This window comes from Pseudonocardia kongjuensis, assembly GCF_039526905.1.
Taxonomy (GTDB): Bacteria; Actinomycetota; Actinomycetes; order Mycobacteriales; family Pseudonocardiaceae; genus Pseudonocardia; species Pseudonocardia kongjuensis.
Genome location: NZ_BAAAJK010000006.1, coordinates 536,167 through 562,826 on the forward strand (window position 1 = coordinate 536,167; position 26,660 = coordinate 562,826).

Annotated in this window: 26 protein-coding genes; 14 read left to right on the forward strand and 12 right to left on the reverse strand. The window is 74.4% G+C overall.

Features of this window, described 5'->3' with window-relative positions:
• Positions 1–8 precede the first annotated feature (8 nt).
• The gene (locus ABD160_RS10175) at positions 9–755 is read right to left on the reverse strand and encodes an SDR family NAD(P)-dependent oxidoreductase (protein WP_344020813.1); all 747 of its coding nucleotides are present in this window, start codon (positions 753–755) and stop codon (positions 9–11) included.
• Positions 752–1,696 (reverse strand): amidohydrolase family protein, encoded by a 945-nt coding sequence (locus ABD160_RS10180; protein WP_344020815.1) that lies wholly within the window; start codon positions 1,694–1,696, stop codon positions 752–754. The genes ABD160_RS10175 and ABD160_RS10180 overlap by 4 nt, the downstream gene beginning before the upstream one ends.
• A 98-nt stretch (positions 1,697–1,794) precedes the next feature.
• Here ABD160_RS10180 and ABD160_RS10185 point away from each other — a divergent pair, with 98 nt between their 5' ends.
• Positions 1,795–2,514 (forward strand): IclR family transcriptional regulator, encoded by a 720-nt coding sequence (locus tag ABD160_RS10185; protein ID WP_344020817.1) that lies wholly within the window; start codon positions 1,795–1,797, stop codon positions 2,512–2,514.
• A 34-nt stretch (positions 2,515–2,548) separates the two neighbouring features.
• On the opposite strand, the gene ABD160_RS10190 is transcribed toward ABD160_RS10185, so the two are convergent.
• The 5 genes from ABD160_RS10190 to ABD160_RS10210 form a co-directional block, all read right to left on the reverse strand.
• Positions 2,549–2,905 (reverse strand): hypothetical protein, encoded by a 357-nt coding sequence (locus ABD160_RS10190; protein WP_344020819.1) that lies wholly within the window; start codon positions 2,903–2,905, stop codon positions 2,549–2,551.
• A gap of 74 nt (positions 2,906–2,979) precedes the next feature.
• Positions 2,980–3,726, reverse strand: a complete 747-nt coding sequence (locus ABD160_RS10195; RefSeq protein ID WP_344020820.1) for a GntR family transcriptional regulator — start codon at positions 3,724–3,726, stop codon at positions 2,980–2,982.
• A gap of 1,365 nt (positions 3,727–5,091) precedes the next feature.
• Entirely contained in the window at positions 5,092–6,102 is a 1,011-nt protein-coding gene (gene dmpG, locus ABD160_RS10200) for a 4-hydroxy-2-oxovalerate aldolase (protein ID WP_344020822.1), read from the reverse strand.
• On the reverse strand, positions 6,099–7,061 hold the full coding sequence (locus ABD160_RS10205; RefSeq protein WP_344020824.1) for an acetaldehyde dehydrogenase (acetylating): 963 nt from the start codon (positions 7,059–7,061) through the stop codon (positions 6,099–6,101). The genes dmpG and ABD160_RS10205 overlap by 4 nt, the downstream gene beginning before the upstream one ends.
• Positions 7,058–7,867, reverse strand: coding sequence for a 2-keto-4-pentenoate hydratase (locus ABD160_RS10210; RefSeq protein ID WP_344020826.1), 810 nt, complete (start codon positions 7,865–7,867; stop codon positions 7,058–7,060). The genes ABD160_RS10205 and ABD160_RS10210 overlap by 4 nt, the downstream gene beginning before the upstream one ends.
• Positions 7,868–7,918: 51 nt before the next feature.
• Between ABD160_RS10210 and ABD160_RS10215 the strand changes: the two genes are divergently transcribed.
• Positions 7,919–8,698: an IclR family transcriptional regulator gene (locus tag ABD160_RS10215; RefSeq protein ID WP_344020828.1), complete on the forward strand. Its 780-nt coding sequence runs from the start codon at positions 7,919–7,921 to the stop codon at positions 8,696–8,698.
• Here ABD160_RS10215 and ABD160_RS10220 read toward each other — a convergent pair.
• On the reverse strand, positions 8,691–9,593 hold the full coding sequence (locus ABD160_RS10220) for a cyclase family protein (protein ID WP_344020830.1): 903 nt from the start codon (positions 9,591–9,593) through the stop codon (positions 8,691–8,693). The genes ABD160_RS10215 and ABD160_RS10220 overlap by 8 nt on opposite strands.
• Positions 9,594–9,648: 55 nt before the next feature.
• On the opposite strand from ABD160_RS10220, the gene kce reads away from it, so the two are divergent.
• The 9 genes from kce (at position 9,649) to ABD160_RS10265 (ending at position 19,343) form a co-directional block, all read left to right on the forward strand.
• Positions 9,649–10,578: a 3,5-dioxohexanoate:acetyl-CoA acetone transferase gene (gene kce, locus ABD160_RS10225; protein ID WP_344020832.1), complete on the forward strand. Its 930-nt coding sequence runs from the start codon at positions 9,649–9,651 to the stop codon at positions 10,576–10,578.
• 20 nt (positions 10,579–10,598) lie between these two features.
• Positions 10,599–11,300: a GntR family transcriptional regulator gene (locus ABD160_RS10230; RefSeq protein ID WP_344020835.1), complete on the forward strand. Its 702-nt coding sequence runs from the start codon at positions 10,599–10,601 to the stop codon at positions 11,298–11,300.
• A 218-nt stretch (positions 11,301–11,518) separates the two neighbouring features.
• A complete protein-coding gene (locus tag ABD160_RS10235) occupies positions 11,519–12,574 on the forward strand; it encodes a zinc-dependent alcohol dehydrogenase (protein WP_344020837.1) in 1,056 nt (351 codons plus the stop codon).
• A 37-nt stretch (positions 12,575–12,611) separates the two neighbouring features.
• Positions 12,612–13,424: an FAD binding domain-containing protein gene (locus tag ABD160_RS10240; RefSeq protein WP_344020840.1), complete on the forward strand. Its 813-nt coding sequence runs from the start codon at positions 12,612–12,614 to the stop codon at positions 13,422–13,424.
• Positions 13,425–13,489: 65 nt separating this feature from the next.
• Positions 13,490–13,942, forward strand: a complete 453-nt coding sequence (locus ABD160_RS10245) for a (2Fe-2S)-binding protein (RefSeq protein WP_344020842.1) — start codon at positions 13,490–13,492, stop codon at positions 13,940–13,942.
• A complete protein-coding gene (locus ABD160_RS10250) occupies positions 13,935–16,256 on the forward strand; it encodes a xanthine dehydrogenase family protein molybdopterin-binding subunit (RefSeq protein WP_344020844.1) in 2,322 nt (773 codons plus the stop codon). Before ABD160_RS10245 ends, ABD160_RS10250 begins: the two co-directional genes overlap by 8 nt.
• 52 nt (positions 16,257–16,308) lie before the next feature.
• A complete protein-coding gene (locus ABD160_RS10255; RefSeq protein WP_344020847.1) occupies positions 16,309–17,577 on the forward strand; it encodes a Tm-1-like ATP-binding domain-containing protein in 1,269 nt (422 codons plus the stop codon).
• A 36-nt stretch (positions 17,578–17,613) separates the two neighbouring features.
• Positions 17,614–18,267 carry a histidine phosphatase family protein gene (locus ABD160_RS10260; RefSeq protein ID WP_344020849.1) on the forward strand — a complete coding sequence of 218 codons (654 nt, stop codon included), beginning with the start codon at positions 17,614–17,616 and terminating at the stop codon, positions 18,265–18,267.
• 59 nt (positions 18,268–18,326) lie between these two features.
• Positions 18,327–19,343: a Dyp-type peroxidase gene (locus tag ABD160_RS10265; RefSeq protein ID WP_344020851.1), complete on the forward strand. Its 1,017-nt coding sequence runs from the start codon at positions 18,327–18,329 to the stop codon at positions 19,341–19,343.
• Here the strand turns inward: ABD160_RS10265 and ABD160_RS10270 are convergent.
• The 3 genes from ABD160_RS10270 to ABD160_RS10280 all read right to left on the reverse strand — a co-directional run bounded on the left by ABD160_RS10270 (position 19,340) and on the right by ABD160_RS10280 (position 22,971).
• Entirely contained in the window at positions 19,340–20,017 is a 678-nt protein-coding gene (locus ABD160_RS10270) for a GOLPH3/VPS74 family protein (RefSeq protein WP_344020852.1), read from the reverse strand. The genes ABD160_RS10265 and ABD160_RS10270 overlap by 4 nt on opposite strands.
• A gap of 93 nt (positions 20,018–20,110) precedes the next feature.
• Positions 20,111–20,713 carry a hypothetical protein gene (locus tag ABD160_RS10275; protein ID WP_344020853.1) on the reverse strand — a complete coding sequence of 201 codons (603 nt, stop codon included), beginning with the start codon at positions 20,711–20,713 and terminating at the stop codon, positions 20,111–20,113.
• Positions 20,710–22,971 carry a S9 family peptidase gene (locus ABD160_RS10280; protein ID WP_344020855.1) on the reverse strand — a complete coding sequence of 754 codons (2,262 nt, stop codon included), beginning with the start codon at positions 22,969–22,971 and terminating at the stop codon, positions 20,710–20,712. Before ABD160_RS10280 ends, ABD160_RS10275 begins: the two co-directional genes overlap by 4 nt.
• Positions 22,972–23,145: 174 nt before the next feature.
• Here ABD160_RS10280 and ABD160_RS10285 point away from each other — a divergent pair, with 174 nt between their 5' ends.
• The 3 genes from ABD160_RS10285 (at position 23,146) to ABD160_RS10295 (ending at position 25,642) form a co-directional block, all read left to right on the forward strand.
• Complete coding sequence (locus ABD160_RS10285) at positions 23,146–23,778, forward strand: TetR/AcrR family transcriptional regulator (RefSeq protein WP_344020857.1); 633 nt, start codon at positions 23,146–23,148, stop codon at positions 23,776–23,778.
• 49 nt (positions 23,779–23,827) lie between these two features.
• Positions 23,828–25,165 carry a flavin monoamine oxidase family protein gene (locus ABD160_RS10290; RefSeq protein ID WP_344020859.1) on the forward strand — a complete coding sequence of 446 codons (1,338 nt, stop codon included), beginning with the start codon at positions 23,828–23,830 and terminating at the stop codon, positions 25,163–25,165.
• A 69-nt stretch (positions 25,166–25,234) separates the two neighbouring features.
• Complete coding sequence (locus ABD160_RS10295; RefSeq protein WP_344020861.1) at positions 25,235–25,642, forward strand: hypothetical protein; 408 nt, start codon at positions 25,235–25,237, stop codon at positions 25,640–25,642.
• 39 nt (positions 25,643–25,681) lie between these two features.
• Here ABD160_RS10295 and ABD160_RS10300 read toward each other — a convergent pair whose 3' ends face one another.
• A complete protein-coding gene (locus tag ABD160_RS10300; protein ID WP_344020863.1) occupies positions 25,682–26,614 on the reverse strand; it encodes a LysR family transcriptional regulator in 933 nt (310 codons plus the stop codon).
• Positions 26,615–26,660 lie beyond the last annotated feature (46 nt).

Here is a 26,660-nt window from a genome sequence, read left to right on the forward strand (position 1 = left end):
GGTCCTCCTCAGATCGTCCGGCCGCCGTCGACGGACAGCACCGCGCCGGTCATGTAGTCGGAGTCGGACGAGGCCAGGTAGACCAGGCTCGGCGCGATGTCCTCCGGCGTGGCCCAGCGGCGCAGCGGGATCATCCCGAGGAACTTCTCCTCCAGCTTCGGGTTCTCCCGGACGGTCGCCGACATCTCGGTCGCCGCGATCGGCAGCAGCGCGTTCGCGGTGACGTTGTGCCGGGCCAGCTCGGCCGCCGCCGTCTTGACCAGTGCGACGACGCCGGCCTTCGCGGCCGCGTAGTTGCCGCCGCCGACCTGGCCGCGCACCGCCGCCGGGGACGCCAGCGCGACGAACTTCCCGTGGCCGCGCCCGGTCCAGTGCGGGATCAGTGCGGTGAGGCAGACGAAGGTGCCGGTCAGGTTGACCCGCACGACGTTCTCGAACGACTCGAGCGTCATGTCCTTGAGCATCGCCGGGCCGACGATCCCCGCCGAGTGCACGAAGACGTCGACCCCGCCGGCCCACTGCACGGTCTCCTCGACGACGGCCGCGACCTGGTCCGGATCGACGACGTCGACCTTCCAGGCGCGCGCGTTCCCGCCGGCCTGCACGATCTCCTCGGCGACCGCGGCCGCGGCACTGCCGTCGAGATCGAGCACGCCGACGGTGGCGCCCTCGGCGGCCATGGCGATCGCGCCGGCCCGGCCGATCCCCCGGCCACCGCCGCTCACCAGCACGGACACGTTCTGCAGTCGGCTCATCGGGTGGTCGCTCCCGTCGTGGTCTGCGGTGCCGCGGGGACCAGGCCCAGCGCGGTGACGGCGTTGTCCTTGAGGATCCGGGGCCGCACGTCGTCGTCGATGTCGAGACCGGCGAAGTCGCGCAGCCAGCGGTCCGGGCTGATCAGCGGGTAGTCGCTGCCGAACAGGACCTTGTCGGTGAGCAGCCGGTTCATGTAGCGCACGAGCTTGGGCTCGAAGTACTTCGGCGACCAGCCGGACAGGTCGATGTAGACGTTCGGCTTGTGCATGGCGACCGCCAGTCCCTCGTCCTGCCAGGGGACGGACGGGTGCGCCATGATGATCGTCAGGTCCGGGAAGGTCGCGGCGACCTCGTCGAGGTGCATCGGGTTCGAGTACTTGAGCAGGATCCCGCCGCCGCCGCGCAGGCCGGTCCCCATCCCGGTCTGCCCGGTGTGGAACACGACCGGGACGCCGGCCTCCTCGATCGCCGCGTACAGCGGGAAGAACCGGTGGTCGTCCGGGTAGAACGCCTGGGTGGACGGGTGGAACTTGAAGCCCCGCACCCCGTGCTCGGCGACCAGGCTGCGGATCCGGCGCAGCGACACCTGGCCGCGCCAGGGGTCGACGCTGCCGAACGGGATCAGCACGTCGCCGTGTGCGGCGGCGAGATCGGCGACCTCCTCGCTGGGGACGGGGGTGCGGCCGGTCGCGGTCTCGCTGTCGACGGCGAACACGACGGCGCCGATGTCGCGCTCGCGGTAGTGGTCGGCCACCGAGTCGACGGTGGTCTGGGTGCCGCTGCCGAACACGGCCGCCGACGCCTGCTGGAACTCGCGGCTGGCGGCGTCGCGACCGGCCGCACCACCGCCCTCGGTGACGTGGACGTGCACGTCGATCGCCCGGCGGGCGAGGAACGCCTCCGTTGCCACGGTCTCCCTCTCGTCGTCGAGATGTGTCACGGTTGTTCTGTGGAGCAGGACGATTTCCTGCACTGTCCTGCTTTACGTGACAGTGCCCGAGACGGCGAGCGCTCGTCAAGGAGGGGGAGGATGTCGCGGTGACACACTCCGCACCGCCGGCCCGGCCGGCCTATCCGATCGAGTCGGTCGGCAACGCGCTGCGCCTGCTGCTGATGCTGCGCAGCCGCGACGAGCTGCGGATCTCGGAGTGCGCGCGGGAGATCGGGGTGGCGCGCTCCACCGCACACCGGCTGCTGACCATGCTGGAGCACTACGAGTTCCTGTCCCGCAACCCGTCCGGCCGCGGCTACCGGTCCGGTCCGGCGCTGATCGGGCTGGGCATGGCGGCGGTCGGCGTGCTCGGGATCCGCGACCGGGCCCGTCCGCACCTGGAGGCGCTGCGCGACGAGCTGGACGAGACCGTCTCGCTGGTGCTCGTCGACGGGGCGACGGCGCGCTTCGTCGACGCGGCGGAGAGCGGGCGGCCGCTGCGGGTCGCCGGGCGGGTCGGGCTGGAGCTACCGGCGCACCGCACCTCGGCCGGGGTGGCGGTGATCGCCGCGATGGACGACGCGCAGCGCGCGGAACGGGTCGCCGGCCGGGCCGGGCTGGAGAGATCGGTGGCCGAGGCGCGCGAGCGCGGCTACGCCGTGGTGCACAACGAGAGCGACATCGAGATCGCCGCCGTCGGCGTCGCGGTCCCCGGGGCGCTCGCCGGGCTGGCCGTCGCCGCACCGGCCGGCCGGGCGACCGCGGAGGCGGTGACCCGCTGGGCCGCCGCCGCGAACGCGGCCGCCCGCCGGATCGCGCTCGGCTGAGCGCGACCCGGCGGGCGGGAGTGACGGTCGGGTATCAGGAGGTGGTGGTCCCGGCGGACTCTCCGGTTGCACCGTTACGGCTGCGCAGCGCGATCGGGACCCCGGCCAGGTCCTCGTCGTTGCAGAGCAGTTTGACCTCGTAGTAGATGCCGTCCGGACTGTCGTCGTAGTCGAGATGGACGCCGATCACGTCGACCGGCTCCCCCAACCACTCCTGGACCTCCCGCAGCCAGAGCGCGGAACGCTCCAGTGCCGTGGGCAGGTCGTCGTCCCGGAATCCCACCGGGCGGAACGGTACGTCCTGGATCTCGTCGTGGCCGTGTGGCGGGCGGGGCAGGGCCCGGGCCAGTCCGGCGTCGTCGAGGTCCAGTGCGACAGACTTCTCGCTCACCCCACCAGCATGGCGCCGCGGCGGAGACGCTGGCAAGCCGGGGGGTTCATCCCACCGTGGCCGGGCCGCGCCGGTCACTCCGCGGGCGCCTCGTAGTGGAGCTCGAACCGCTCGCCGAGCATCGTGATCAGGTTGACCTCGACGACCCGGGTCGCGGTGTGCGCACGCCGGACGAGCCGCAGCAGCGGCGTCCCGGGCGTCGTCCGCAGCGCCGCGGCCTCGCTCTCGGTCGCCCGGCCGACCCGCACCGTCTCCTCGTAGTGGGTGAGGACGTGCCCGGCGTCCTCGAGCCGGGCGTAGATCCCGCCGGGGCCGGAGTCCGGCTCGGCCATCGCGCCGGTCGCGAGCTCCGCCGGGAGGTAGCTGGTGGCGAGCTGCACCGGCTCGTCGTCGGCATACATCACCCGGTCCCGGACGAGCACCTCGTCGCCCTCACCGATCCCGAGGTACCCGGCGACCGTCGCGTCGGCCCGTTCGGTGCGCACCTCGACGTCGGAGCGCGCGGTCCAGCCACCGCTGTGCGCGTCGGTCGCGAACGTTCCGCGCCCGGCGACGCGTTCGGCGCGGGAGAGCCGCAACCGGCTGGCCCGCAGCAGCTGCTGCGGGCCGCGGACGTACGAGCCGGCGCCCGCGCGGCTGGTGATCAGCCCTTCGTGACGCAGCTGGGTCATCGCGTGCGTCACCGTCAGCTCGGCGACGCCGTAGCGCTCGGCGAGCGCGGCGCGGCTGGGAAGCCGGGAGCCGGGCGGCAGCTCCCCCGCCTCGATCGCAGCGCGCAGATCCGCCGCGATCTCGTGCGTCGGCCGCCGTCGTACAGCCATGTCGCGCACCGTACCTGCCCATCCGGGTGCCGGTCCGGTGGCCGCACCGGCACCGGGTGGCTGGACACCGGCGGAGAAGGACGGGACCATGCAACCTGTTTAAACAGATTGGGGGCGCTATGGGTGTGTGGAGGTCCGACCGGCCGCGACCGGAGCGGGGCGCGCGGTTCTCGATCCGGATCACCGCCCTGGACGACGGTCTCGACCACCGGGTGGACGCCGACACCTACGTCGCGGACCTCGCCGGGGCATCGGGCCGGTTCCGCGTCCGGTGCGGCGCGCGGATCGTCCCGGTCGCGCTGTGCACGCCGCCGGGGCCGGTCTGTGCCGCCTGTGTCTCGGGCTCGGGCTCGGGCACGGCCTCGGGCACGGGCACGGGCACGGGCACGGGCACGGCCTCGGGCTCGGGCTCGGGCTCGGCCCCAAGCTCGGGCTCGGCCTCAAGCTCGGGCTCGGCCCCGGGCTCGGTGGAGGCCGATCCAGCGTGACCGGTGTCCGTCCCGGTTGACCGGCCGCACGGTCGGCGGCGGCGCACCCAGAGCACGCCATCGCACCCCTTGGATCGGGACGCCGCACCCCCAGCGCGACCTCGCACCCCTTGGATCGGGACCTCGCACCCCCAGCGCGACCTCGCACCCCTTGGAGCAGGTGCGACGAGCCGCCAGGGGTGCGACGGCGGGCCGGCGGTGCGACGGCGCGACGCGTCGCGACGGCCGGCCGCGGCGCGACGCCGAACGGGACTGCGACGCCTGCGCTGACAGTGCGACACCCGCGCCGGCACTGAAAGTGCGACGCCCGCGCCGTCGACGCGACGACGCACCCCGCCGGAGCGGTTGCCGCACCCCCAGCGCGACCCTGCACCGACTGGAGCAGGTGCGACGCCGCGCTGGGGGTGCGAGGTCCCGATCCAAGGGGTGCGACGCCGTGCCAGGGGCGCGACGCGACGCCTGCCCTGAAAGCGTGACGCCCGCGCCGCCGCTGAAAAGTGCGACGCCCGCGCCCGCGACGCAACCACGCACCCCGCCGGAGCGGTTGCCGCACCCCCAGCGCGACCCCGCACCGACTGGAGCAGGTGCGACGCCGCGCTGGGGGTGCGAAATCCCGATCCAAGGGGTGCGACGCCGTGCACGGGGTGCGAGGCCCGGGGCGGGCACGGCGACCGGCGCTGCGGACGCCCAGCGCCCCCGCGCCACCGCGCCCAGCGCCCCAGGCCCCAGCGCCTCCGTGCCCCAGCGCCCCGGGCCCCAGCGCCTCCGTGCCCCAGCGCTCCCGTGCCCCGCGCCCCGTGCCCCGTGCCCCCGTGCCCCAAGCGCCACCGCGCCCCAGCGCCCCAGCGCCCCAGCGCCCCAGCGCCCCAGCGGACGTTCAGCCGCGGGCCGCGGCCAGGTCCAGCGCGATGTCGACGATCATGTCCTCCTGCCCGCCGACGAGCCCGCGGCGGCCGACCTCGACGAGGATCTCCCGGGTGTCCAGGCCGTGCGCCCGGGCGGCGCGCTCGGCGTGCCGCAGGAAGCTGGAGTAGACGCCGGCGAAGCCCAGCGTGAGGGTCTCCCGGTCGACCCGGACCGGCCGGTCCTGCAGCGGCCGGACGAGATCGTCGGCGGCGTCCTGCAGCGCGAACAGGTCGCAGCCGTGCTTCCAGCCGTAGATGTCGGCGACCGCGACGAACGCCTCGATCGGGGTGTTGCCCGCCCCCGCACCGTGCCCGGCCAGCGACGCGTCGACCCGGGTGACGCCCTCCTCCACCGCGACCACCGAGTTCGCCACCGACAGCGACAGGTTCTCGTGCGCGTGGATCCCGATCTGGGTGGCCGGGTCGAGCACGTCGCGGTAGGCGCGCATCCGGTCGCGGACGCCGGCCGGGGTGAGCCGGCCGCCGGAGTCGGTGACGTACACGCAGTGCGCCCCGGCGCGCTCCATGATCTTGGCCTGCGTCGCGAGGTCCGCGGCCGACGCCATGTGCGACATCATCAGGAAGCCGGACACGTCCATGCCCAGCTCGCGGGCGCGGCCGATGTGCTGCACCGCGATGTCGGCCTCGGTGGCGTGGGTGGCCACCCGCACCGACCGGACCCCCAGGTCGTAGGCCTTCTGCAGGTCCTCCAGGGTGCCGATGCCGGGCAGCAGCAGGGTGGTGAGCACCGCGTTCTCGACGACCTCGGCGGCCGCCGCGATCCAGTCCCAGTCGGTGTTGCTGCCCGGTCCGTAGGTGATGCTCGCGCCGGCCAGGCCGTCGCCGTGCGAGACCTCGATGGCGTCCACCCCGGCGGCGTCCAGCGCGGCGGCGATCCGGCGCAGGTCGGCCGGGTCGAGCCGGTGCCGGATGGCGTGCATGCCGTCGCGCAGGGTGACGTCCTGGACGTACAGGTCGGTCATGCCAGTGCCTCCGTGGGCCGGGTCGCGCCGGACCGGGCGGCGACGAGCTGCTCCGCGGTCCGCAGCGCGGCCGAGGTCATGATGTCGAGGTTCCCGGCGTAGGCGGGCAGGTAGTGCGCGGCGCCCTCGACCTCGAGGAACACCGACACGCGCAGCGCCGGGCGCGGGCTGCCGGGGGCGAGCAGGGTGCCGAGCGGCTCGTCGTCGGCGACCGGCTCGATCTGCACCTCCTGCTTGAGCCGGTAGCCGGGCACGTACCGGGCGACCTCGGCGACCATCGTGGCGACGCTGTCCCGGATCGCCGCCGGATCGGCGTCGTCGACCAGGCAGAGCACGGTGTCGCGCATGATCATCGGCGGCTCGGCGGGGTTCAGCACGATGATCGCCTTGCCGCGCTCCGCCCCACCGACCCGCTCGATGGCCGCCGACGTCGTCTCGGTGAACTCGTCGATGTTGGCGCGGGTGCCGGGGCCCGCCGACTTCGACGCGATGGAGGCGACGATCTCGGCGTAGCGGACCGGGGTGACCCGGCCGACGGCGGCGACCATCGGGATGGTGGCCTGGCCGCCGCAGGTGACCATGTTGACGTTGCGGGCGTCGGCGTGCTCGGCCAGGTTCACCGGCGGCACCACGAACGGCCCGATCGCGGCCGGGGTCAGGTCCACCAGGATCTTGTCGTGCGGTTCCAGCGCGCGGGCGTTCGCGATGTGCGAGCCGGCCGACGTCGCGTCGAACACGACGTCGATGTCGTCGAACACCGACATCTCCAGCAGCCCGTCGACGCCCTCGGCGGTGGTGGCGAAGCCGAGCCGCCGGGCCCGGGCGAGGCCGTCGGAGTCCGGGTCGATGCCGACCATCGCGGCCATCTCCAGGGTCTCCGAGAGCCGGACGATCTTCATCATCAGGTCGGAGCCGATGTTGCCGGACCCGACGATCGCCACCTTCGCGCGGCCGGTCACGAGGCACCTCCGGTGAAGCTCGCCCGGACCTCGCCGAGGCCGGTCAGGGTGGCGGTGAAGGAGCTGCCGGGCGCGACCGGCGTCATCGGGCCGAGCGCGCCGGAGAGCACGACCTCGCCGGCGCGCAGCGGGGAGCCGTACTCGCGCGACACCCGGGCCAGCCAGACCAGCGCGGCGACCGGGTCGCCGAGGCAGGCGGCGCCGGTGCCGGAGCTCAGCACCTCGCCGTCGGTGCCGGTCAGCGTCATCGCGACCTCGCGCAGGTCGCGGTCGCCGAGCTCGTGCCGGTCGTCGCCGAGCACGTAGAGGCCGCTGGAGGCGTTGTCGGCGACCGTGTCGACGATCGTGATGTCCCAGCCGGCGACCCGGCTGTCGACGATCTCCAGGGCGGGCACCACCTGGGCGACCGCGGCCCGGGCGGTGGCGGTGTCGATGTCGTCGTGGTCGAGGTCGGCGCCCAGCACGAACGCGATCTCGGCCTCGATCCGCGGCTGCAGCAGCCGGCCGATGTCGATCGGGACGTCCTGCGTGCAGGCCATGTCGGCGTAGAGCACGCCGAAGTCCGGCTGGTCCACCCCGAGCTGGGCCTGCACGGCGGGCGAGGTGAGGCCGATCTTGCGGCCGGCGACGGTGCGGCCGGCCTCCAGGTGGGCGGCGGTGAGCACGGACTGCACGGCGTAGCCGGTGGCGACGGTGGTGTCGGGCAGCAGGGCGCGGACCGGGTCGCACGGCGTGCCGCTGCGGGCCGCGTCGAGCAGCCGGTCCGCCGCCGTCCGCACCGCGTCGGTGGGTGTCGAGGTGGTCATGGCTCGACGGTGCCGTACGCGGTGCGCAACGATGGCACCGTGCGTTCCACTGTGCGAAACGCAGCCGGGGCGGACCGGCCGTCGATGCTCGGCCGCGCGATGCGGCTGCTCGCCGGGTTCCGGGCCGGGGAACCCGAGGTGTCGCTGGCCGAGCTGGCCCGGCGCAGCGGCGTGGCGAAGCCGACGGCGCACCGGCTGCTCGGCGAGCTGGAGACCTGGTCGATGGTCGAGCGCACGCCGGGCGGCTACCGGCTGGGGCTGCGGGCGTTCGAGCTGGGCCAGGTGGTGCCCCGCCAGCGCGACCTGCAGGAGTCGGCGATGCCGATCCTGACCGACCTGCACGAGGCCACCCGGGAGACCGTGCACCTGGCCGTGCCGGACGGCGCGGACGTGATCTACCTGCAGAAACTGTCGGTCGCCGGCGGGCCGCGGCTGCCGTCGCGGCTCGGCGGGCGGATGCCGGCGCACTGCACCGGCGTCGGGAAGGTGCTGCTGGCGTTCGGCCCGCCGCAGCTGCTCGACGCCGCCCTGGAGCGCGGCCTGGTGCGCTGCACCCCGCGCTCGGTCACCGCCCCCGGCCTGCTGGCCGAGCGGCTCGCCGAGATCCGGGCGCGCGGGCACGCCGAGGAGTACGAGGAGTCCGCACCCGGCGTCGCCTGCGTCGCGGCGCCGGTGCTCGGCCCGGACGGGATCGCGGTCGCCGCGCTCTCGATCACCGGCTGGTCGACCCGGTTCGCGCCGGCCCGGGTCGTCCCGGCCGTCCGCACCGCGGCGCTCGGCCTGTCCCGGGTGCTCGGCTGGGGCGGCGCGCCCCGGGACGCGGTCAGATGATCGCCACCGGATCGAGCATCGACCCGGTCGCCCCCTCGATCTTGATCGGCAGCGCGACGAACAGGAACTCGTACGCCCGGTCCCGGGAGAGCTCCTCCAGGTAGATGGACTCGAACAGGTAGATCGCGCTCTCGATGAGCAGCAGCGTGTGCACCGGCTGCGGGTTGGCGGGCTCGCCGGGGTCCGGCGCGGGCTGGACCTCGAAGGTCTCGGTGTCGCTGCCGGCCGCGACGACGCCGCGGTCGAGCAGCCAGCGGGCGGCGCTGATGTCCGGGCCCGCCGTCGCGTGCCGGGCGAGCGCCTCGGTGTCCGGCCACTTGCCGAGGTAGCCGGTCCGGATCAGCACGACGTCGCCGGAGCGCACCTCGACGCCCTGCGCGTCGGCGACGGCGGCGAGCTCGTCGGCCGTCACCGGGTCGGACTTCGGGAGCGCGTCGACGCCGCGATGGGCGGCCACGTCCAGCAGGACGCCGCGGGTGATGAACGGCGGCAGCTTCGAGGCGTCGCCGAGCCGGGGCCCGCCGTCGCCCAGGTGCTCGCGCGCGTTGCCCCCGCCGTACCAGTGGTCGTCCTCGCCGATCGTCATGTGCGCCAGCGCATCGACGTGCGCCCCGCAGTGCGACGTGGCGCTCACGAGCTCGGCCATGTAGCCGAGGTTGACCTCGTTGCGCGGGCCCCACGGCTGCCGCCCCTCGGCCCGCAGGCCGCCGGGGGTGCGGGACATGCTCACCTGGAACGGCGGGTGCGCACCGAACAGCGGCATCCCGGTGAACCGCGGCACCGACAGCGAGTAGGTGATCCCGCGCCGGGGCAGTGCCAGCGCGGCGAGGGTCTCCTCCGGGGTCCGGAAGGCGGCGGGCCCGCGTTCGCGGTCGCCGGTCGTTGGCAACGGCATGATCGGAGGCTACCATCGATTATCGATAGTTCAACGACCCTTCCTGGAGGGACCGATGGCCAGCACGGCGACGAAGCCCGCGATCATCACCTGTGCACCGACCGGCGCGATCCACACCCCGACCATGTCGCCGGCGCTCCCGGTCACCCCGGAGGAGATCGCCGAGGCGAGCCTGGCCGCGGCCGGGGCGGGTGCGGCGATCGCGCACCTGCACGTCCGCGACCCGCACGACGGCCGCCCGGTCCAGGATCCCGGCCTGTTCAAGGAGGTCCTGGCGATCATCAAGGACCGCTCCGACGTGGTCGTCAACCTGACCACCGGCGGCAGCCCGCAGATGACCGTCGACGAGCGGATCGCGCCCGCCGTGCAGCTCGCCCCGGAGCTCGCCTCGCTCAACATGGGCTCGATGAACTTCGGGCTGTTCCCGATGCTCAACCGGTTCCCCGAGCTGAAGCACGACTGGGAGCACGCGCACCTGAGCAACAAGGACATCGTCTTCAAGAACACCTACGCCGACATCGAGCGGATCCTCAAGCTCTGCGGCGACCAGGGCACCCGCTTCGAGTTCGAGTGCTACGACACCGCGCACCTGTACAACCTGGCGTCGATGCTGGACCGCGGGCTGGTCCGGCCGCCGCTGTTCGTGCAGACGGTGTTCGGGCTGCTCGGCGGGACCGGCGCGGACCTGGAGGACCTGGCGCACATGCGCCGGACCGCGCACCGGCTCTTCGGTGACGACGTCGAGTGGTCGGTGCTCGGGGCGGGCTCGGCCCAGATGCGGCTCGGCACCATCGCGCTGACCCTCGGCGGCAACGCCCGGGTCGGCCTCGAGGACTCGCTGTGGGACGGCCCCGGCACGCTCGCGGAGTCCAACGCCGCGCAGGTCGAGCGGATCACCGCGATCGCCCGGCTGCTGCACCGCGAGGTCGCGACCCCGGCCCAGGCACGGGCCCGGCTGGACCTGCGAGACTCGGCGGGCAGCTGACCGACGAAGGAGACCATCCGATGACCGCGAGCGGCCCGTCCCCCGACCTCGGTGGAGAGTTGCTGTCGGACAAGGTCAAACGCCTCGTCCTCGACCGCATCATCCACGGGCACTACAAGCCGGGGGAACGGGTCGTGGAGTTCCAGCTCGCGAAGGAGCTCGGGTTCAGCCAGTCGCCGGTGCGCGACGCGCTGCGCGAGCTCGCCGCGATCGGCGTCATCACCATGCACCCCCGCCGCGGCGCCCGGGTGCGGATGCCGAGCGCCAAGGAGCTCGCCGACGTCAGCCAGGTGCGCGCCGAGATCGACGCGCTCGCCGCACGGCTGGCCGCCGACCGGCTGTCCGCGGCGACCGTCGCCACCCTGGAGGAGCTGGTCGACCGGATGCTCGACCGGCTCGCCGACGGCGACTTCCCGGCCGTCACCGAGGCCGACGTGCGGTTCCACCAGCTGATCGTGCAGGCGTCCGGGAACCGGGCCCTGGAGCAGACCTTCGAGCAGCTCGCGCCGTTCGCCAGGACGTTCCTCACGCTGACCCTGCCCGACGTCGACGTGCACGAGATCCTCCTGGAGCACCGGGAGATCCTCACCGCGCTGACCGCACCGGACCCGGACGGCGCGGCCGACGCCGCCCGCAGGCACCAGCTGCACGTCCGGTCCCTGATGCTGAGCCGTGCGGCGACCGAGGACGGCGACCAGCTCGCCGCCGCCCGCACCTCCTGACCGAACGGGTCGCGGCCGGCCGCCCGGCGGTCGTCCCGCCGACGGGGCCCACGACGATCAATCGATTATCGATAGAACGTTGACGCTCCGTCGCACACCTTGGTAGCTTTCGATTATCGATAGATGCGGTGGTCGCCATGACCGCATCACCCGGTCGGCCGGCGCCGCCCCGCTTCGCGGAGCGCGGCCTGCGGCACACCCGACGACGTGGAGCCACGATGACCGACACCATGCAGGCCCTGGTGGTCCTGGAACCCGGCGTTCTGGAGATCCAGGAGCAGCCGGTTCCCGAGCCCGGCCCGAACGAGGTGCTCGCCCGGGTGCGCTCGACCTCGATCTGCGGCACCGACGCGCACCTGATCAACGGTGACTACCCGGGCTTCTGGCCGCCGGCGTTCCCGTTCACCCCCGGCCACGAGTGGGCGGGCGACATCGTCGCACTGGGCCCGGGGGTCGCCGAGCTGGGCTGGGCGGTCGGCGACCGGGTCGCCGGCACCAGCCACAACGCCTGCGGCGTCTGCCAGAAGTGCGTGGAGGGCCGCTACAACCTCTGCGAGAACTACGGCAGGCCCGGCCTGCACGCCCAGTACGGGCACAACCACCAGGGCGTCGACGCCACCTACGCGGTGCACAACGTCAAGTGCATCTTCCGGCTCCCCGAGACCGTCTCCTACGATCTCGGCGCCGTCATCGACCCGGCCAGTATCGCGCTGCACGTCGCCCGGCGCGGCAACATCGAGCCGGGCGACACCGTCGTCGTCACCGGAGCGGGCGCGATCGGAATGCTCGCCGCGGACGGCGCGCGGATCTGCGGGGCCGCCCGGGTGATCGTGGTCGGCCGCGGCTACCGGCTGGACAAGGCCGCCGCGCTCGGCTCCGAGACGGTGGACTCCGAGGCGGGCGATCCGGTCGCCGCGGTCCGCGAGCTCACCGGTGGTCTCGGCGCGGACGTCGTGCTGGAGTGCGCCGGGGTCCCGCAGACCCTCGGCTGGGCGATGGCGATGCTGCGCCGCGGCGGCCGGTGCGCGATGGTCGGCATCCCCACCGAGGACGTGCTGCTCGCCTGCAAGCCGCTCGTCCTCGACGAGCTGGAGCTGGTCGGCTCGCGCGCCTCGGCCGGCGAGATGCGGCGGGTCATCCCGTTCGTCGCCGACGGCCGGATGCAGGCCGCCGAGCTGATCACCCACCGGTTCCCGCTCGCCGAGTACGAACAGGCACTGGCCACGTTCAACGACCGGGCCAGCGGCGCGATCAAGATCATCGTCAATCCCTGATCCGGGCCGACCACGCGAAGGGACGGGATCGACGCCGATGTCCGTGTACCACCGCCCGCGAAGCCTGCCGGACGCGCTCGCGGCGCTCGCCGAACCGGGTGCCCGGGCGCTGGTCGGCGGCACCGACCTGCTGGTCGGGCTGCGGCACGGCACCGTCGTGCCGAGCGTGATCGTCGACCTGAAGGCGCTCGACGACCTGCCCGATCCACTGCGGGTCACCGACGACGGGATCGCCGTCGGGCCGACCCTCACCCTCGGCGAGCTGGTCGCCGATCCGGCCGTGCAGGAGTGGTTCCCGGCGCTCGTCGAGGCCGCCCGCACCGTCGGCTCGGTCGCCATCCGGAACCGGGCCAGCCTGGTCGGCAACCTGTGCAACGCCTCCCCCGCCGCGGACACCGCACCCGCCCTGCTGGTGCACGACGTCTCGGTCACCATCACCTCGCCCGGCGGCTCCCGCACCGTCGCACTGGCCGAGTTCTTCCACGGGCCGCGGCGCACCGCCTGCGGCCCCGGCGAGCTGGTCACCGGGCTGACGATCGGGCGTCCCGCGCCCGGCTCCGGCTCGGCGTTCCAGCGGCTCACCCGGCGCCGCGGCGTGGATCTCGCGACCGTCGGCGTCGCCGCCGCGGTCGACCGGTCCGGTTCGGTGACCCTCGGGCTCAGCGCCGTCGCGCCCACCCCGCTGCGGGTCCCCGTCACCGCGACCGTCGACGCGGCACTCGGCGCCGCCACCCCGATCTCCGACGTCCGGGGCGGGCAGGTCTACCGCACCGCGATGCTGCGGGTCCTCGCCCGCCGCGCGATCGACACCGCCACCGACCGCCGCCACCTCCAGGAGGTGACCCCGTGACCGCACCGACCTCACCGACAGCAGGGCCGGCAGGGCCGGCAGGCAGCCGGCGCGTCACCGTCACGGTGAACGGGACGCAGCACACCCTCGCCGTCCCGGCGCACCGCACCCTGCTGGAGGCGCTGCGCGACGAGCTGGACCTGCCCGGTTCCAAGAGCTGCTGCGCCGAGGGCGAGTGCGGCGCGTGCACCGTGCTGCTCGACGGCCGCGCCGTCAACGCCTGCCTGGTGCTGTGCCTGGAGGTCGAGGGCCACGAGGTGACCACCATCGAGGGCCTGTCCCGGGACGGCCTGACCGACCTGCAGCAGGAGTTCCTCGCCGCGGGCGCCGTGCAGTGCGGCTTCTGCATCCCCGGCCAGGTCGTCTCCGCCGAGTACCTGCTGCGCACCACCCCGGACCCGACCGAGCCGCAGATCCGCGACGCGCTCGCCGGGAACCTCTGCCGGTGCGCCGGCTACCAGCGGATCGTCTGCGCGGTCCGGGCGACCGCCGACCGGCGGGCGGCCGCCGATGACTGACGTCCGCGAGCACGCCACCGGGCACCCGGCCACCGACCCGCACCGGGAGGTCGGCGCACCGGTGCTGCGCTACGGCGGCGCCGACCGCACCACCGGCGCCCAGCGCTTCCTCGCCGACCTGCCGTTCCCCGGCGCCGCCCAGGTCGCGCTGGTGTCGGTGCCGGTCGGCTCGGCCCGGATCGACGCCGTCGACACGTCCGCGGCGCTCGCCGTGCCCGGCGTGGTCGCCGTGCTCACCGCCGCCGACCTGCCCGATCCGATGCCCCGGTTCGGGATCTCGCACCGGGACCGCCCGGTGCTGGCGACCGGCCGGGTCACCTACCACGGCGAGCCGGTCGCGGCGGTCGCCGCCGAGACCCTGGACGCCGCCCGCGAGGCGGCCCGGGCGGTCCGGATCGACTACACCGAGTTGCCCGGCGTCTACACCCTGGACGACGCGCTGGCCCCGGACGCACCGCTGGTCCAGGACCCGTCGGTGCGCCCGGACGGCGACCCGCTCGCCGGGGGCAACGTCCTCGAACACGTCCACTACGGCTGGGGCGGGCCCGGCACGACAGCCGACCCGGACACAGATACAGATACAGCGCTGGTCGTCGAGGACGTCTACACCTTCCCGATGGTCACCCACTTCCCGATCGAGCCGGGCGGCACCGTCGTCGTCCCGACCGACCAGGGCGGGCTCGACGTCTACTCCCCCGTCCAGCACCCCTACCTGCTGCAACGCACGATCGCCGCGCTCGTCGACCTCCCGCTGAGCCGGGTCCGGGTGGTCGCGCCGGATCCCGGCGGCGGCTTCGGCGGCAAGCAGAACCCGCGGTTCGAGCCACTGCTGGCCCATCTCGCACTGCGCACCGGACGCACCTGCCGGCTGGTGCTGTCGCTGGAGGACACCTTCCAGTCGATGCGCCGGGCCGGCTGCCGGGTGCACGCCCGCACCGGCTTCACCGCCGACGGCGCGATCACCTTCCACGACGTCCGGGCCGACTACCAGATCGGCGCCTACGCCGACGTCGCGCCGCGGGTGATGACCAAGGGCAGCTACGTCGCGGCCGGCCCGTACCGGATCCCGTCGGTGCGCATCGAGGGCCGCGCGGTGCTGACCAACACCACGCCGAGCACCGCGTTCCGCGGGTTCGGCAGCCCGCAGGTCTGCTGGGCCACCGAGAACCAGCTCGACGCCGCCGCCCGCAGGCTCGGCATCGACGGCCTGGAGATCCGGCGCCGCAACCTGGCCGCCCGCGGCGAGGAGTTCATCCGGGGCGGGTCGCCCGCCGCCGCCGACGGAGACTGGCGCCAGGCCCTGGACAAGGCCGCCGAGCTGGTCGGCTGGCACGAGCCGCCCGCGCCGAACCGGGGCCGCGGCATCGCCGTCGGCATCAAGCCGGGTGCGACGTCCGGGCTGTCGCAGAGCCTGGTCCGGCTGCTGTCCGACGGCAGCGCCATCGCCTACGCCGGCACCTCCGACATGGGCCAGGGCGCCCGCACGCTCTGGCAGCAGATCCTCGCCGACGAGCTGGGCGTCGGGCTGGACCGGGTCACCGTGGTCAGCGGCGACACCGCGACCGTCCCGTTCGACCTGCAGACCTCGGCGAGCCGGTCGACGGTGTTCATGGGGACGGCGGTGCTGCGCGCCTGCCGGGACGTGCGCCGGCAGGTGCTGGAGCTGTTCGCCGAGACCACCGGCACCCCGGAGGAGCTGCTCGACCACGCACCCGGGGTGCTGCTCACCCCGGACGGGGAGCTGCCGCTGGCCGACGCCGCCCGCACCGCGCTCGGCTCGCTGCACGGCGAGTTCATCGGCCAGGGCACCCGGCGGTTGCGCGGCCGGGCCGGGCACCCGCTCGGCGGCGACGCCGCGTTCTACGAGTTCAACGCCACCGCGATCGAGGTCGAGGTGGACCGGGAGACCGGCGAGCTGCTGCTGACCCGGCACGTCACCGTCGGCGACGTCGGCGCCGAGCTGAACCCGCTGCAGGTCGTCGCGCAGGACGAGGGCGCCGCGATCATGGGCCTCGGGCACAGCCAGATGGAGCAGCTGCTGCTCGACGAGCACGGCCGGATCCGGAACCTGGGCGCGCTCGACTACCGGATCCCCACCTTCCAGGACGTGCCGCTCGATCTCGTCTCGGCGGCGATCGAGAACCACGACGGACCCGGGCCGTACGGCTCCAAGGGCATCAGCGAGGGCGCCCTGCTCTGCACCGCCGGCGCGCTCGGGGCCGCGGTCGCCGACGCGACCGGGGTCGTCATCCGCGATCTGCCGCTCACCCCGGAACGGGTGTGGACGGCCCTGCACGCCGAACCGGCCGACTGACCGGACCCGGTCCCACGGCCAGCCCAGCACGTCGTCAACGAAGGAGTTCACGATGTCCCGCACCCCCGTCGTCTGTCTCGCCGGAACCCTGGACACCAAGGGAACGGAGTACGCCTACGTCCGCGACGCGCTCGTCGCCGCCGGGGTGGACGTGCTCGTCGTCGACTGTGGTGTCCTCGGCGAGCCCTACATCACGCCGGACGTCCCGGCCTCGGAGATCGCCTCGCGGGCCGGAATCGATCTGGCCGACTTCGCGCAGAGCGTCGAGGGCGCCGGTGGCCGGACCCTGGCGGTCAGCAAGATGAGCGAGGGCCTCCGCTCGCTGCTCTCCGAGCTCGCCGCCGAGGGCCGGATCGACACCGTGCTCGGGCTCGGCGGCACCGGCGGCACCGACCTGCTCAGCGGCGCGTTCAAGAACCTCGAGATCGGCGTACCGAAGCTCATCGTGTCCACCATGGCGTCGAACAACACCCGGCCCTACGTCGGCCACTCGGACATGATGATGATGAACGCGGTCACCGACATCGCCGGGCTGAACCGGATCTCCAAGCAGGTCCTGATCAACGCCGCGCACGCCGCCGCCGGGATGGCGCGGGGCTACGAGACGACCCGCTCGCACGCCCGGGCCAGCAAGCCGCTGATCGCGGTGTCGATGTTCGGCGTGACCACGCCCGGCGTGATGCGGATCCGGGAGAAGCTGGAGGCCGGCGGCTTCGAGGTGGTCACCTTCCACGCCGTCGGCGAGGGCGCCGGGATGGAGCACCTGATCGACTCCGGCGCCATCGACGGGCTGATCGACTACACGCTGCCCGAGATCCTCAACCACTGGAACCGGGGGATCTTCGACCCGGGCTGCGAGCGGATGGACGCCGCGATCCGGGCCGGGATCCCGCAGGTCGTGGTGCCCGGCGCCGCCGAGTGCTTCAACTTCGGCGCCCGCGACACGGTGCCCGCCGAGTTCGACACCGACGAGCGCAACATCATCATCCACAACCCGAACGTCACCTCGCTGCTGGCGACCGCCGACGAGATGCGCCGGCTCGGCGAGTACGTGGCCGATCACGTCAACCGGGCGACCGGGCCGGTCGCCGTCGGCATCCCGACCGACGGCCTGGACAACTACTTCAGGTCCGGCAGCCAGTGGCACGGCGTCGACGTCACCCCGCTGCTCGACGCGCTGCGGGCCGGCCTGGACCCGTCGGTCGAGGTCGTCGAGCGGCACACCAACATCAACGACCCGGAGTTCGCGGACGCCGTCCACGAGCTGTTCATGAAGCAGTGGGCCCGCCGCAGCGAGCTCACCGCCGCCGCCGCGGGCTGATCCCCTCCCGCCGGTCAACGAGGAAGGCCGCCGCCCATGACCCGTCTGCTCCTGTTGCGCCACAGCGAGGTCGCCTCGCACCGGGGCGACGTCCCGATCACCGACGACGGCGTCCGGATCGCCACCGAGGCCGGGGCGCGGCTGGGCGCCCGGGAGGCCGGGCCGATCCGGATCGTCAGCGGGGAGACCCGCCGGGCGCGGGAGACGGCGGCCGCGATCGCCGCGGGTGCCCGCGGCTGCGGTGCCGCCGTCGTCGAGGACGGGGTGGCCTTCGCGCTGCGCAACCCCGACCTCTACCTGGCGGGCGTCCGGGTCGACATGGTGAGCAGTGCGGAGCGGTTCGCCGTGCAGGTCCCCGGGTTCGACGAGGCCGACGTGCGCAAGGTCCGGTTCTTCGACGACTGGCTGACCGTGCCCGACCGGGTCGGCTGGTGGGTGGCGCACCAGGACCCGCCCGGCGACACCGCCGCCGCCGTCGCCACCCGGATCCGGGCGTTCGCCGGCAGCTTCGCCGACCGGCCCGACCGAGCGGGCCTGGTCGTGGCCGTCACCCACTCGCCGGTGCTGCGGGCCTGCGCGCTGGCGCTCACCGGGACCGATCCCGGGGAGCCGGCGTGGGTGTCCGGGCTGCAGGCGCAGGTGCACGACGACCGGTCGGTCACGATGGAGCTGCTCCCGGAGGCGCCCTGAGCGGGACCGCGCGGGAGTAGGTTGGCGCGCCCCACCACCACGACCCGCCCGGAGGCACCGTGCGCACCCCGCAGGACGTCCTCGCCCCGCTCACCGACAGCGCCCTGTTCCTCACCCTCACCGTCCGGCCCGGGCACGAGGCGACCGTGCACGACTTCCTGCCCGATCTCGACGGGCTGGTGCGGTCGGTCGCGTTCCCGCACCCGCGGGAGGACCTGACCTGCGTGCTCGGGATCTCCTCCGACGCGTGGGACCGGCTGCTGTCCGGACCGCGCCCGGCCCACCTGCACCCGTTCCGGGAGATCGCCGGGGACCGGCACACCGCCCCGGCGACCGCCGGCGACCTGTTCCTGCACCTGCGCTCGACCCGGCCCTACCCGTGCTTCGAGCTGGGCAGGCGGGTCGTCGCCGCGCTGGGGCCCGCGGTGGAGGTGGTCGACGCGGTGCACGGGTTCCGCTACTTCGACCGGCGCGACCTGCTCGGCTTCGTCGACGGCACGGCGAACCCGACCGGCGACGACGCGGCCCGCTCCGCCCTGGTCGGCGACGACGACCCGGAGTTCGCCGGGGGCTCCTACCTGGCCGTCCAGAAGTACCTGCACGATCTCGCCGCCTGGACCGCGAAGCCGGTCCAGGACCGGGAGGCGTCGGTCGGCAGGCAGATGCTGGAGAACATCGAGATCCCGGACGACGAGAAGGCCCCCGACTCGCACGTCGCGCTCACCACGATCACCGACCCGGACGGCACCGAGCGCGACATCGTCCGGGACAACATGCCGTTCGGGTCGATCGGGCGCGCCGAGTACGGCACCTTCTTCGCCGGGTACGCCGCCGATCCGTCGGTCACCGAGCGGATGCTGACCCGGATGTTCGTCGGCGAGCCGGCCGGGACGACGGACCGGCTGCTGGAGGTGTCGACGGCCGTCACCGGCGGGCTGTTCTTCGTCCCGCCGGCCGAGCTGCTCGACGATCCCCCGCCGCTCCCGGAGCCCGGGCCGGCGGCCGCCGCCGGTGCCGGGCCGGACGCCGGTGCCGGGTCGCTCGGCATCGGCGGGCTGCGGGCCGGGCCGGCCTAGCGGGTCACCGTGGTGACCACCACGGCGGCGCTCGCGGCGGCGATCGCGACGGCCGTGCGGGTCACCGCGTCACCCACCGCGCCGGCGCCCCAGTTCCCGTCCTCCAGCTCCTTGGCGCGCTGGATCACCGCACTCGACCACGTCGGCCGGGGGTGCAGCGACGGCAGCGTCCCGCTCGCCGAGACCAGCGCGATGACCGCGGCGGTGTGCGGGTCGGGCTCGGCGCCCGCCTCCAGCACGTCGACGACGCGCTGCCGCAGCTCGGTCTCGTGCGCGGAGCCGGTCGAGGGCAGCCGGGTCGTCGGGATCAGCCCGAGCAGGCGCTTGCGCTCGCGGCGGATGAACCCCCGCTGCAGCAGCCGCTCGGACAGCGGAGTCCACAGGTCGCCGAGCTCGGCGAGCAGGCTCTGCACGCGGCGCGGCCGCCGGGCGACGACGTCGAAGGCGTCCTGCAGCAGCGGATCGGGCAGCGGGCCGTCACCGACGGCGACGATCATCGGGCCGCCCAGCCCGGCCCGGCTCTCGTCGGCCTCGACCCGGCCCAGCAGCGCGAGCTCGACCAGCATGCCGCCGCCGAGCACGTAGATCAGCGTGCCCGCCCCGGCCGGGGTGCCCGACCTGTCGTCGAGCATCAGCAGCAGGGTGTCCTCGACGATCAGCGTGTCGTCCCGCATGTCCTCCGCCTCCTGTGGGGCCTGTCCCTCGCGCCCTGGACCCAGTCGACACCATGCCGCTGCGGCACGGTCAAGCCGCGCGCACCGATCGGGTCAGAGCCCGGTCCACAGCGTCTCGGCGTCGAGCACCCGGTTGCGGCGCAGGGTCAGCAGCCGTTCGGTCGCGGCCAGCGCCCCCGCGACGAGCAGGGTCGCGTTCAGCCAGGCCGGCAGCGACACCGGTGAGGTGAACGTGCCGACGAGCTCGGCGACCCGGGGCTGCGCGGTGATCAGCTCGAGCCCCTGCGGCACCGCCAGCACCAGGTTGACGGCCAGGATCAGCACCGCGGTCACCGCGATCGCCCGGCTCACCCCGGGCCGGCGCCGGGCCAGCCGGGCGCGCCGGTGCTCCAGGGTGCCGGGCACCGGGCTCAGCCGGCGCTCGGGCCCGGAGTCGGGGACCAGGTGGATCCGGGTGATCCCGTAGAGCCCGGCGTCGACCTCGATCCGGCCGCCCGGGACCGGGAGCCGGGCCGGCATCTCGGCCGTCGCCACCCGGCGTCCGTCGAGGTGCAGCCGGGCGTCCCAGCCGGCGCCGATGTCGATCTCGACCGTCCAGGTCGCCGGGCGGCCGTCCGGGCCGGGATGGCCGATCTCGTAGAGGAACCGGTGCAGGATCTCGTGGCGCCGCAGCGGGCGCAGCCGCTCGCCGCTCACGGCGCCGCCGGCCCCAGCGCGCTGCCGGGCGGCAGCGGCATCGGCGCCAGCCGGTAGACGGGCGGCTCGGTGCCGTGCAGGTGCCGCACCAGGTAGTCCCAGGTCCGGCGCTGCACGTGGTGCATCTTGAGCAGCAGCGAGTGCTCCCCACCGGGGACGATCAGCAGGTCGACGTCGCGATCGGCGTCGATCAGCGCGTTCACCAGGCGCAGCGTGTGGTACGGGTGCACGTTGTCGTCGAGCTCGCCGTGGATCAGCAGGAGCTTGCCGGTCAGGCCGGCCGCGATGGCCGGCGTGGAGATCGCCTGCCTGCCCTCCTCGCTGACGTCGCCGTGGTACTGCTCGGCCCACATCGGCAGGTAGAAGCCCGGATCGTGGTTACCGGCCACGGACACCCCGACCGAGAAGAACTCCGGGTGCGCCAGCAGCGCCCGCGCGGTGGCGTACCCGCCGCCGGAGTGCCCGGTGATCCCGACCCGGCCGGTGTCCAGCCACGGGTACCGGTGCCCGAGCTCGCGGATCGCGGCGATGTGGTCGTCCAGCGCGCCGTCGGCGAGGTTGCCGTAGGAGTGGTCGTGGAACGCCTTGCTGCGCCCGGCGGTGCCGCGCCCGTCGATGGCGACGACGGCGAACCCGAGCGCGGCGAACGCCTCCGGCTCACCGGAGTGCGGCGAGTCGAACCCCGGCCCGGCCCGGTACACCTGCGGCGCACCGTAGATGTGCTCGACGATCGGGTAGCGCCGCTCCGGGTCGAAGCCGTGCGGGCGCCACAGCAGGCCGTACACCGGGGTGCGCCCGTCGGCGGCGGTCGCGGTGAACCGCTCCGGCGGCGACCAGCCGAGCGCGGCCAGTGCCTCGGTGCCCGGCGCCTCCAGCTCGACCAGCACCTGCCCGTCGCCGCCGAGCACCCGCGAGCGCGGGGCCACCGACACCGACGACGCCCGGTCCACCAGGTAGCCGCCCTCCGGCGGGCTGGTCGCGTCGTGATCGAGGTCGTCGTCGGTGAGCCGGGTGAACCCGCTGCCGTCCAGCCCGATCCGGCAGATCTGCCGCAGGTAGGGGTCGTCGCCGACGAGCCCGGCGGCGACGAACCACAGCTGCCTGCGCTCCTCGTCGACCCACAGCACCGACCGGACCGGCCACTGGCCGCGGGTCACCCGGGTGACCTCCGAGCCGTCGGCGGAGTACAGGTAGAGGTGTCCCCAGCCGTCGCGCTGGGACCACCAGAGGATCTCCCCCGAGTCCAGCACCCGCGCCATCGGCGGGTCGCCGAGCTGCGGGGTCGGGTCGACCCGGGTCTCGCCGGTCTCCCGGACCAGGACGGTGGTCTCGCCGGTGCCGGGATCGAACCGGTGCAGCTCCAGCGCGCGGGCGTCGCGCGGCGCGCGCAGGAAGTGCACGGCCTCGCCCTTCTCGCCGGTCCACCAGGCGTAGACCAGCGCGGTCGGGTGCACGATGGTCGCCGGCTCGTCCTGCTGGCGGACGATCGTGCGCTCCGCGACGTCGATGACGTTCCAGGTCATCGTCGCCTGGGCCTCGTCACCGGGCATCGGGTAGCGGTAGCGGTGCTCGACCGGGCGCCCGCCGCCGGGCGGGGACGACTCGACGAGCACCTGCTCGGGCAGGCCGCGCTGGTCGAGCCGGTGCACGAGGATCCGGGTGGAGTCCGGCGACCAGGTCAGCAGCCCGAACGGGGCCAGCCCGAACGCCCGCATCAGCGCCCGCCCGCTCATCGGGTCGGGCAGGCTGCCGTACTCGTGGCCGGGCTCGGCGTCGTCGGTGAGCGCGATCTCCTCGCCGTCGTCGCGGTTGCGGACGTGCACGTTGCCGTCCCGGGTGAACGCGACCCACCTGCCGTCCGGGGAGACGATCTCGCCGGGTGCGACGGCGTCGTCGTCGACCCGGACGCACTCGCCGCCGCCGTCGGACCACTCCCAGCGCTGCTCGAACGCGGTGAACCGGACGACGTCGTCGGCGCGGCCGGGGAGATCGAACTCGACCTGCTGCAGCGGCAGCGCGTCGGCCTGCACCGGGTGCCCGGAGGCGGTGGACAGCGCGGCGGCGAGCCGGTCGTGGTCGAACGCGGGCCGGCGGACGCCCTCGGCCGGATCGACCAGCAGGTGGCGGTCGGCGATCCGGTAGCGGAAGCGGGCGCCGCCGCGCTGCCACTGCGGCCGCACCGCCGGTACCTTCCGCGACCGGTAGGGCAGCAGCATCTGCTCGGCGCGGGCGTAGTCGGACTCGGTGAGCCGGGTCATGTCGGGTGTCCCCCTCGCTGTGGTCACGCGTCACGGTGTTCACGCGTCATGTCGTCACGCTCGACGGGACACCCGGCCGCCGCGGCACACTCAAGGTGATGTGACGCAGGACACTCGCGGGTCGGGCGTACTCTCGGACCTGGTCGCTCGTCCGAGTCGTTTGGAGGGATCCGGATGGCACACGTCCCCGCGGTGGACCGCGAGAAGGAGATCGTCGCGGCCGCGATCCGGGTGCTGAGCCGGGCCGGGGTCGCCGGGGCCACCACCCGGGCGGTCGCGGCCGAGGCCGGCATCCCGCTGGGCACGCTGCACTACGTGTTCCCGTCCAAGGACCGGATGCTCATGGCCGTGGTCGATGCGGTCGCGGACGAGGTGCTGGACACCGTGCGCCGTGGCATGGATCCCGGCCGCGGGGTGGCGCACGCCCTGCGGCACGGCGTCAGCACGTTCTGGGAGACCCTGGTCGAGGACCGGGTCGGGCTGCAGATCATGCAGTACGAGCTGGCGATGTACTCGGCCCGCCGGACCGGCGCCGGGGACTCCGGGTCGCTCGGCCGGTCCCAGGTCCGGCGCTACACCGGCCTGGTCGGCGAGCTGTGCGAGCAGGCCGCGCGGGCGGCCGGTGAGCGCTGCGCGGTCGACGCCGACACCCTGGGCCGGCTGCTGCTCGCCGTGCTGGACGGCCTGGTGGTCCAGTACGTCGCCGATCCCGACGCCGGGCGGGCCCGGCGCGATCTCGACCGTGCGACGGCCATGCTGGTCGGCTACGCCGATCCGCGCCCGATCGGCGCGCCGATCCCCTCCTGACCGCCGGTTGCCGGGCCGCGATCCACTGGACTACCGTCGACTCGGTCGGTTGACCGAGTCGACGTCGGGGGTGGCGATGGAGCAGGTGGACGTCGTGGTGATCGGCGCCGGGCTGTCCGGCCTGGTCGCCGCGCGGGAGCTGCACCGGCGGGGCGTCGACGTGCTGGTCCTGGAGTCGGCCGACCGGCCGGGCGGGCGCGCGCTGACCGAGACCACCGCGCTCGGCTCCCGGGTCGATCTGGGCGGCCAGTGGATCGGCCACGGCCACCACCGGATCACCGCGCTGGCGGCCGAGCTCGGCGCGACCCCGTTCCGGATGCACACCGGGACACTGCCCACGGTGCTCGACGGCGGCCGGGCGCTCCCGGCGGCCGCGCCGCCGGTGCTCGTCGCCGGGCTCGCGCTCGCCGGGATCGAGCTGCTCTCCCGCACCGGCGTCCCGCGACGGGCCGGCGACCACACGCTGCGGTCGCTGCTGGACCGGGTGCCCGGGCGCACCGCGCGCCGGCTGCTGGAGGTCGCGCTGTCCGCAGCCTGGACCGCCGATCCGGACCGGTTCTCGCTCCGGGCGATGACCCGGATGGTGCGCAGCCAGGGTGGGCTGCGCGCCGCGCTGGGCACCCGCGGCGGCGCCCAGGACACCCTGCTCGTCGAGGGGATGGGTGCGCTGGTCGACGGTCTGGCCGCCGGACTCGGGGAGCGGCTGCGGCTCGGGGAGCGGGTCGTCGCGGTCACCGACGACGGGACGGGCGTCACCGTGCACACCGCCACCGGCCCGGGCAGCGGCACCGTGCGGGCCGGGCGGGTGGTGGTCACCGCACCCCCGCCGACGGCCGCCCGGATCCGGTTCGACCCGCCGCTCCCGCCGGAGCGCGCCGCGCTCGGGACGGACCTGTACATGGGTTCGGTGCACAAGGCGATCGCGGTCTACGAGCGCCCGTTCTGGCGGGACCGCACCAGCGCGGAGCTGCTGGTTCTCGATCCCCCGGGCCGGGCGGTGTTCGACAGCGGACCGCCGGACGGGCCGGGGCACCTGTGCGTGCTCGTCGCCGGTCCGGCGGCACGGGAGATCGACGGCCTGGACCCGGCCGAGCGCCGCGAGCGGCTGCTCGGGCCGCTCGCCGCGCACCTCGGCGGGCAGGTGCGCGAGCCGGTCGGCTGGCACGAGAGGTCCTGGCACCTCGACGAGCACGCGGGCGGCGGCTATCTCGCGCTCCCGCTGCCCGGCACCACCGACGGGTTCCCGCCGGTCCCGTCCGCACCGGTGGGGAACGTGCACTGGGCGGGCAGCGAGACCTCCGCCGAGCATCCCGGCTACCTGGAGGGTGCGGTCGCGGCCGGCCTGCGGGTGGCCGACGAGCTGCATGATCACCGTCCCGGTGCGTGACACCGCGGAATCCGCGGCCCCGCGCACCACGACGGCGATCTTCCGTGCGCGGGGCGGTAGCGTCACGGGATGAGTGACGTCGGGACGGTCGCGGCCCGGGCGCTGTACGAGACCCGCAACGGCGGGACGGCGGTACTCGGCTCCGACAGCGGGGCCCGCGCCGTCGTGCAGTGGATCTGCTTCGGGCCGCGGGGCTACGTGTTCGAGGTGCCCGATCCGGCCAAGCACCGCCCGGGGTGGGTGCAGCGCTCGGTCGGGCGGCTGCTCGGCCGGGCCGACGCCGATCCGCCCGGCCTGGACGAGCGCCAGGTCCGCGGCCTGGAGGCGCTCGGCTTCGTCCCGGGCGAGCACGGCCACGAGCGGGAGCTGCGGGCCGGCGAGCTCGGCCAGGACGGGCTGGTGCATCTCGTCGTCGGCGCGCTGGAGGCGGTCGGCCTGGACGGCGATCCGCTGTCCTGCGAGGTCTTCGACACCTGATCTTCCGACCATCCCGGAAAGATCCTCACCGGACCCTGTTCACTCGTCGGACGGTCGCAGCAGGTCCGACAGCGCCGCGCAGGACTCGCGCAGCGCGTCCAGGCCGGCGCTCACCACCGGCCGGTGCTGTGACCCGGCGCGGACCGCGGCGATCACCCGGCGGATCGGCACCGGCGGGGCCCCGATCCGCAGCCGCCGGGTGTCGTGCCGGGCCGGCAGGTCGGCCAGCCGCGGGACCAGCGCCACGCCGAACCCGTACGACACCAGCGCGGCGCCGGTGTCCCACTCGTCGGCGAAGTGCGCGATGTCCGGCGCGAACCCGGCGCCGGCGCAGGCCAGGGTGACGAGCCGGTGGTAGGCCCGGCCGGGGTTGCTGCAGATCCAGCGGTCGGCAGCGACGTCGTTCAGCGCGACGTCGTCCCGCCCGACCAGCGGATGGTCCGGCCCGACCAGCAGGTCCAGCGGCTCGTCGTAGAGCGTCCACTGCTCGAACGCCGGATCGGTCACCGGCGGGATGCCCGCCGTCGCCACCACCACGACGACGTCCGTCTCGTCGGCGGCGAGCAGCTCGAACGCCCGGGCCGGCTCGGTCTCGCGCAGCTGCAGCCGCACCGCCGGGTGGCTGCGGCGCAGCCGGTCGAGCGTCTGCGGGACGACCGCGGCGGCGGCCGTGGAGAACCCGCAGAACCGCAGCGCGCCGCCCATCTCGCCGTGCCGGTGCGCGTCCAGCTCGGCCCGGGCCCGCTCCCACTGCGCGGCCAGGGTCTCGCCGTGCACCAGCAGGGTGCGCGCCGCCGGGGTGAGCCGCACCCCGCGCCCGTCCGGCTCCAGCAGGGTGACGCCGAGCTCCCGGGCGAGCGCCTGCATCTGGTGCGACGCCGCCGACGTCGTCATCCGGCAGACCTCGGCGGCGGCGGTCACGGTGCCGTGCCGGGCGATCGCCTGGAGCACCCGCAGTCGCCGGTCGATCATCTCGAAACTGTACAAGATCCCTAGTTCAACTCTGCGATGGACGTGA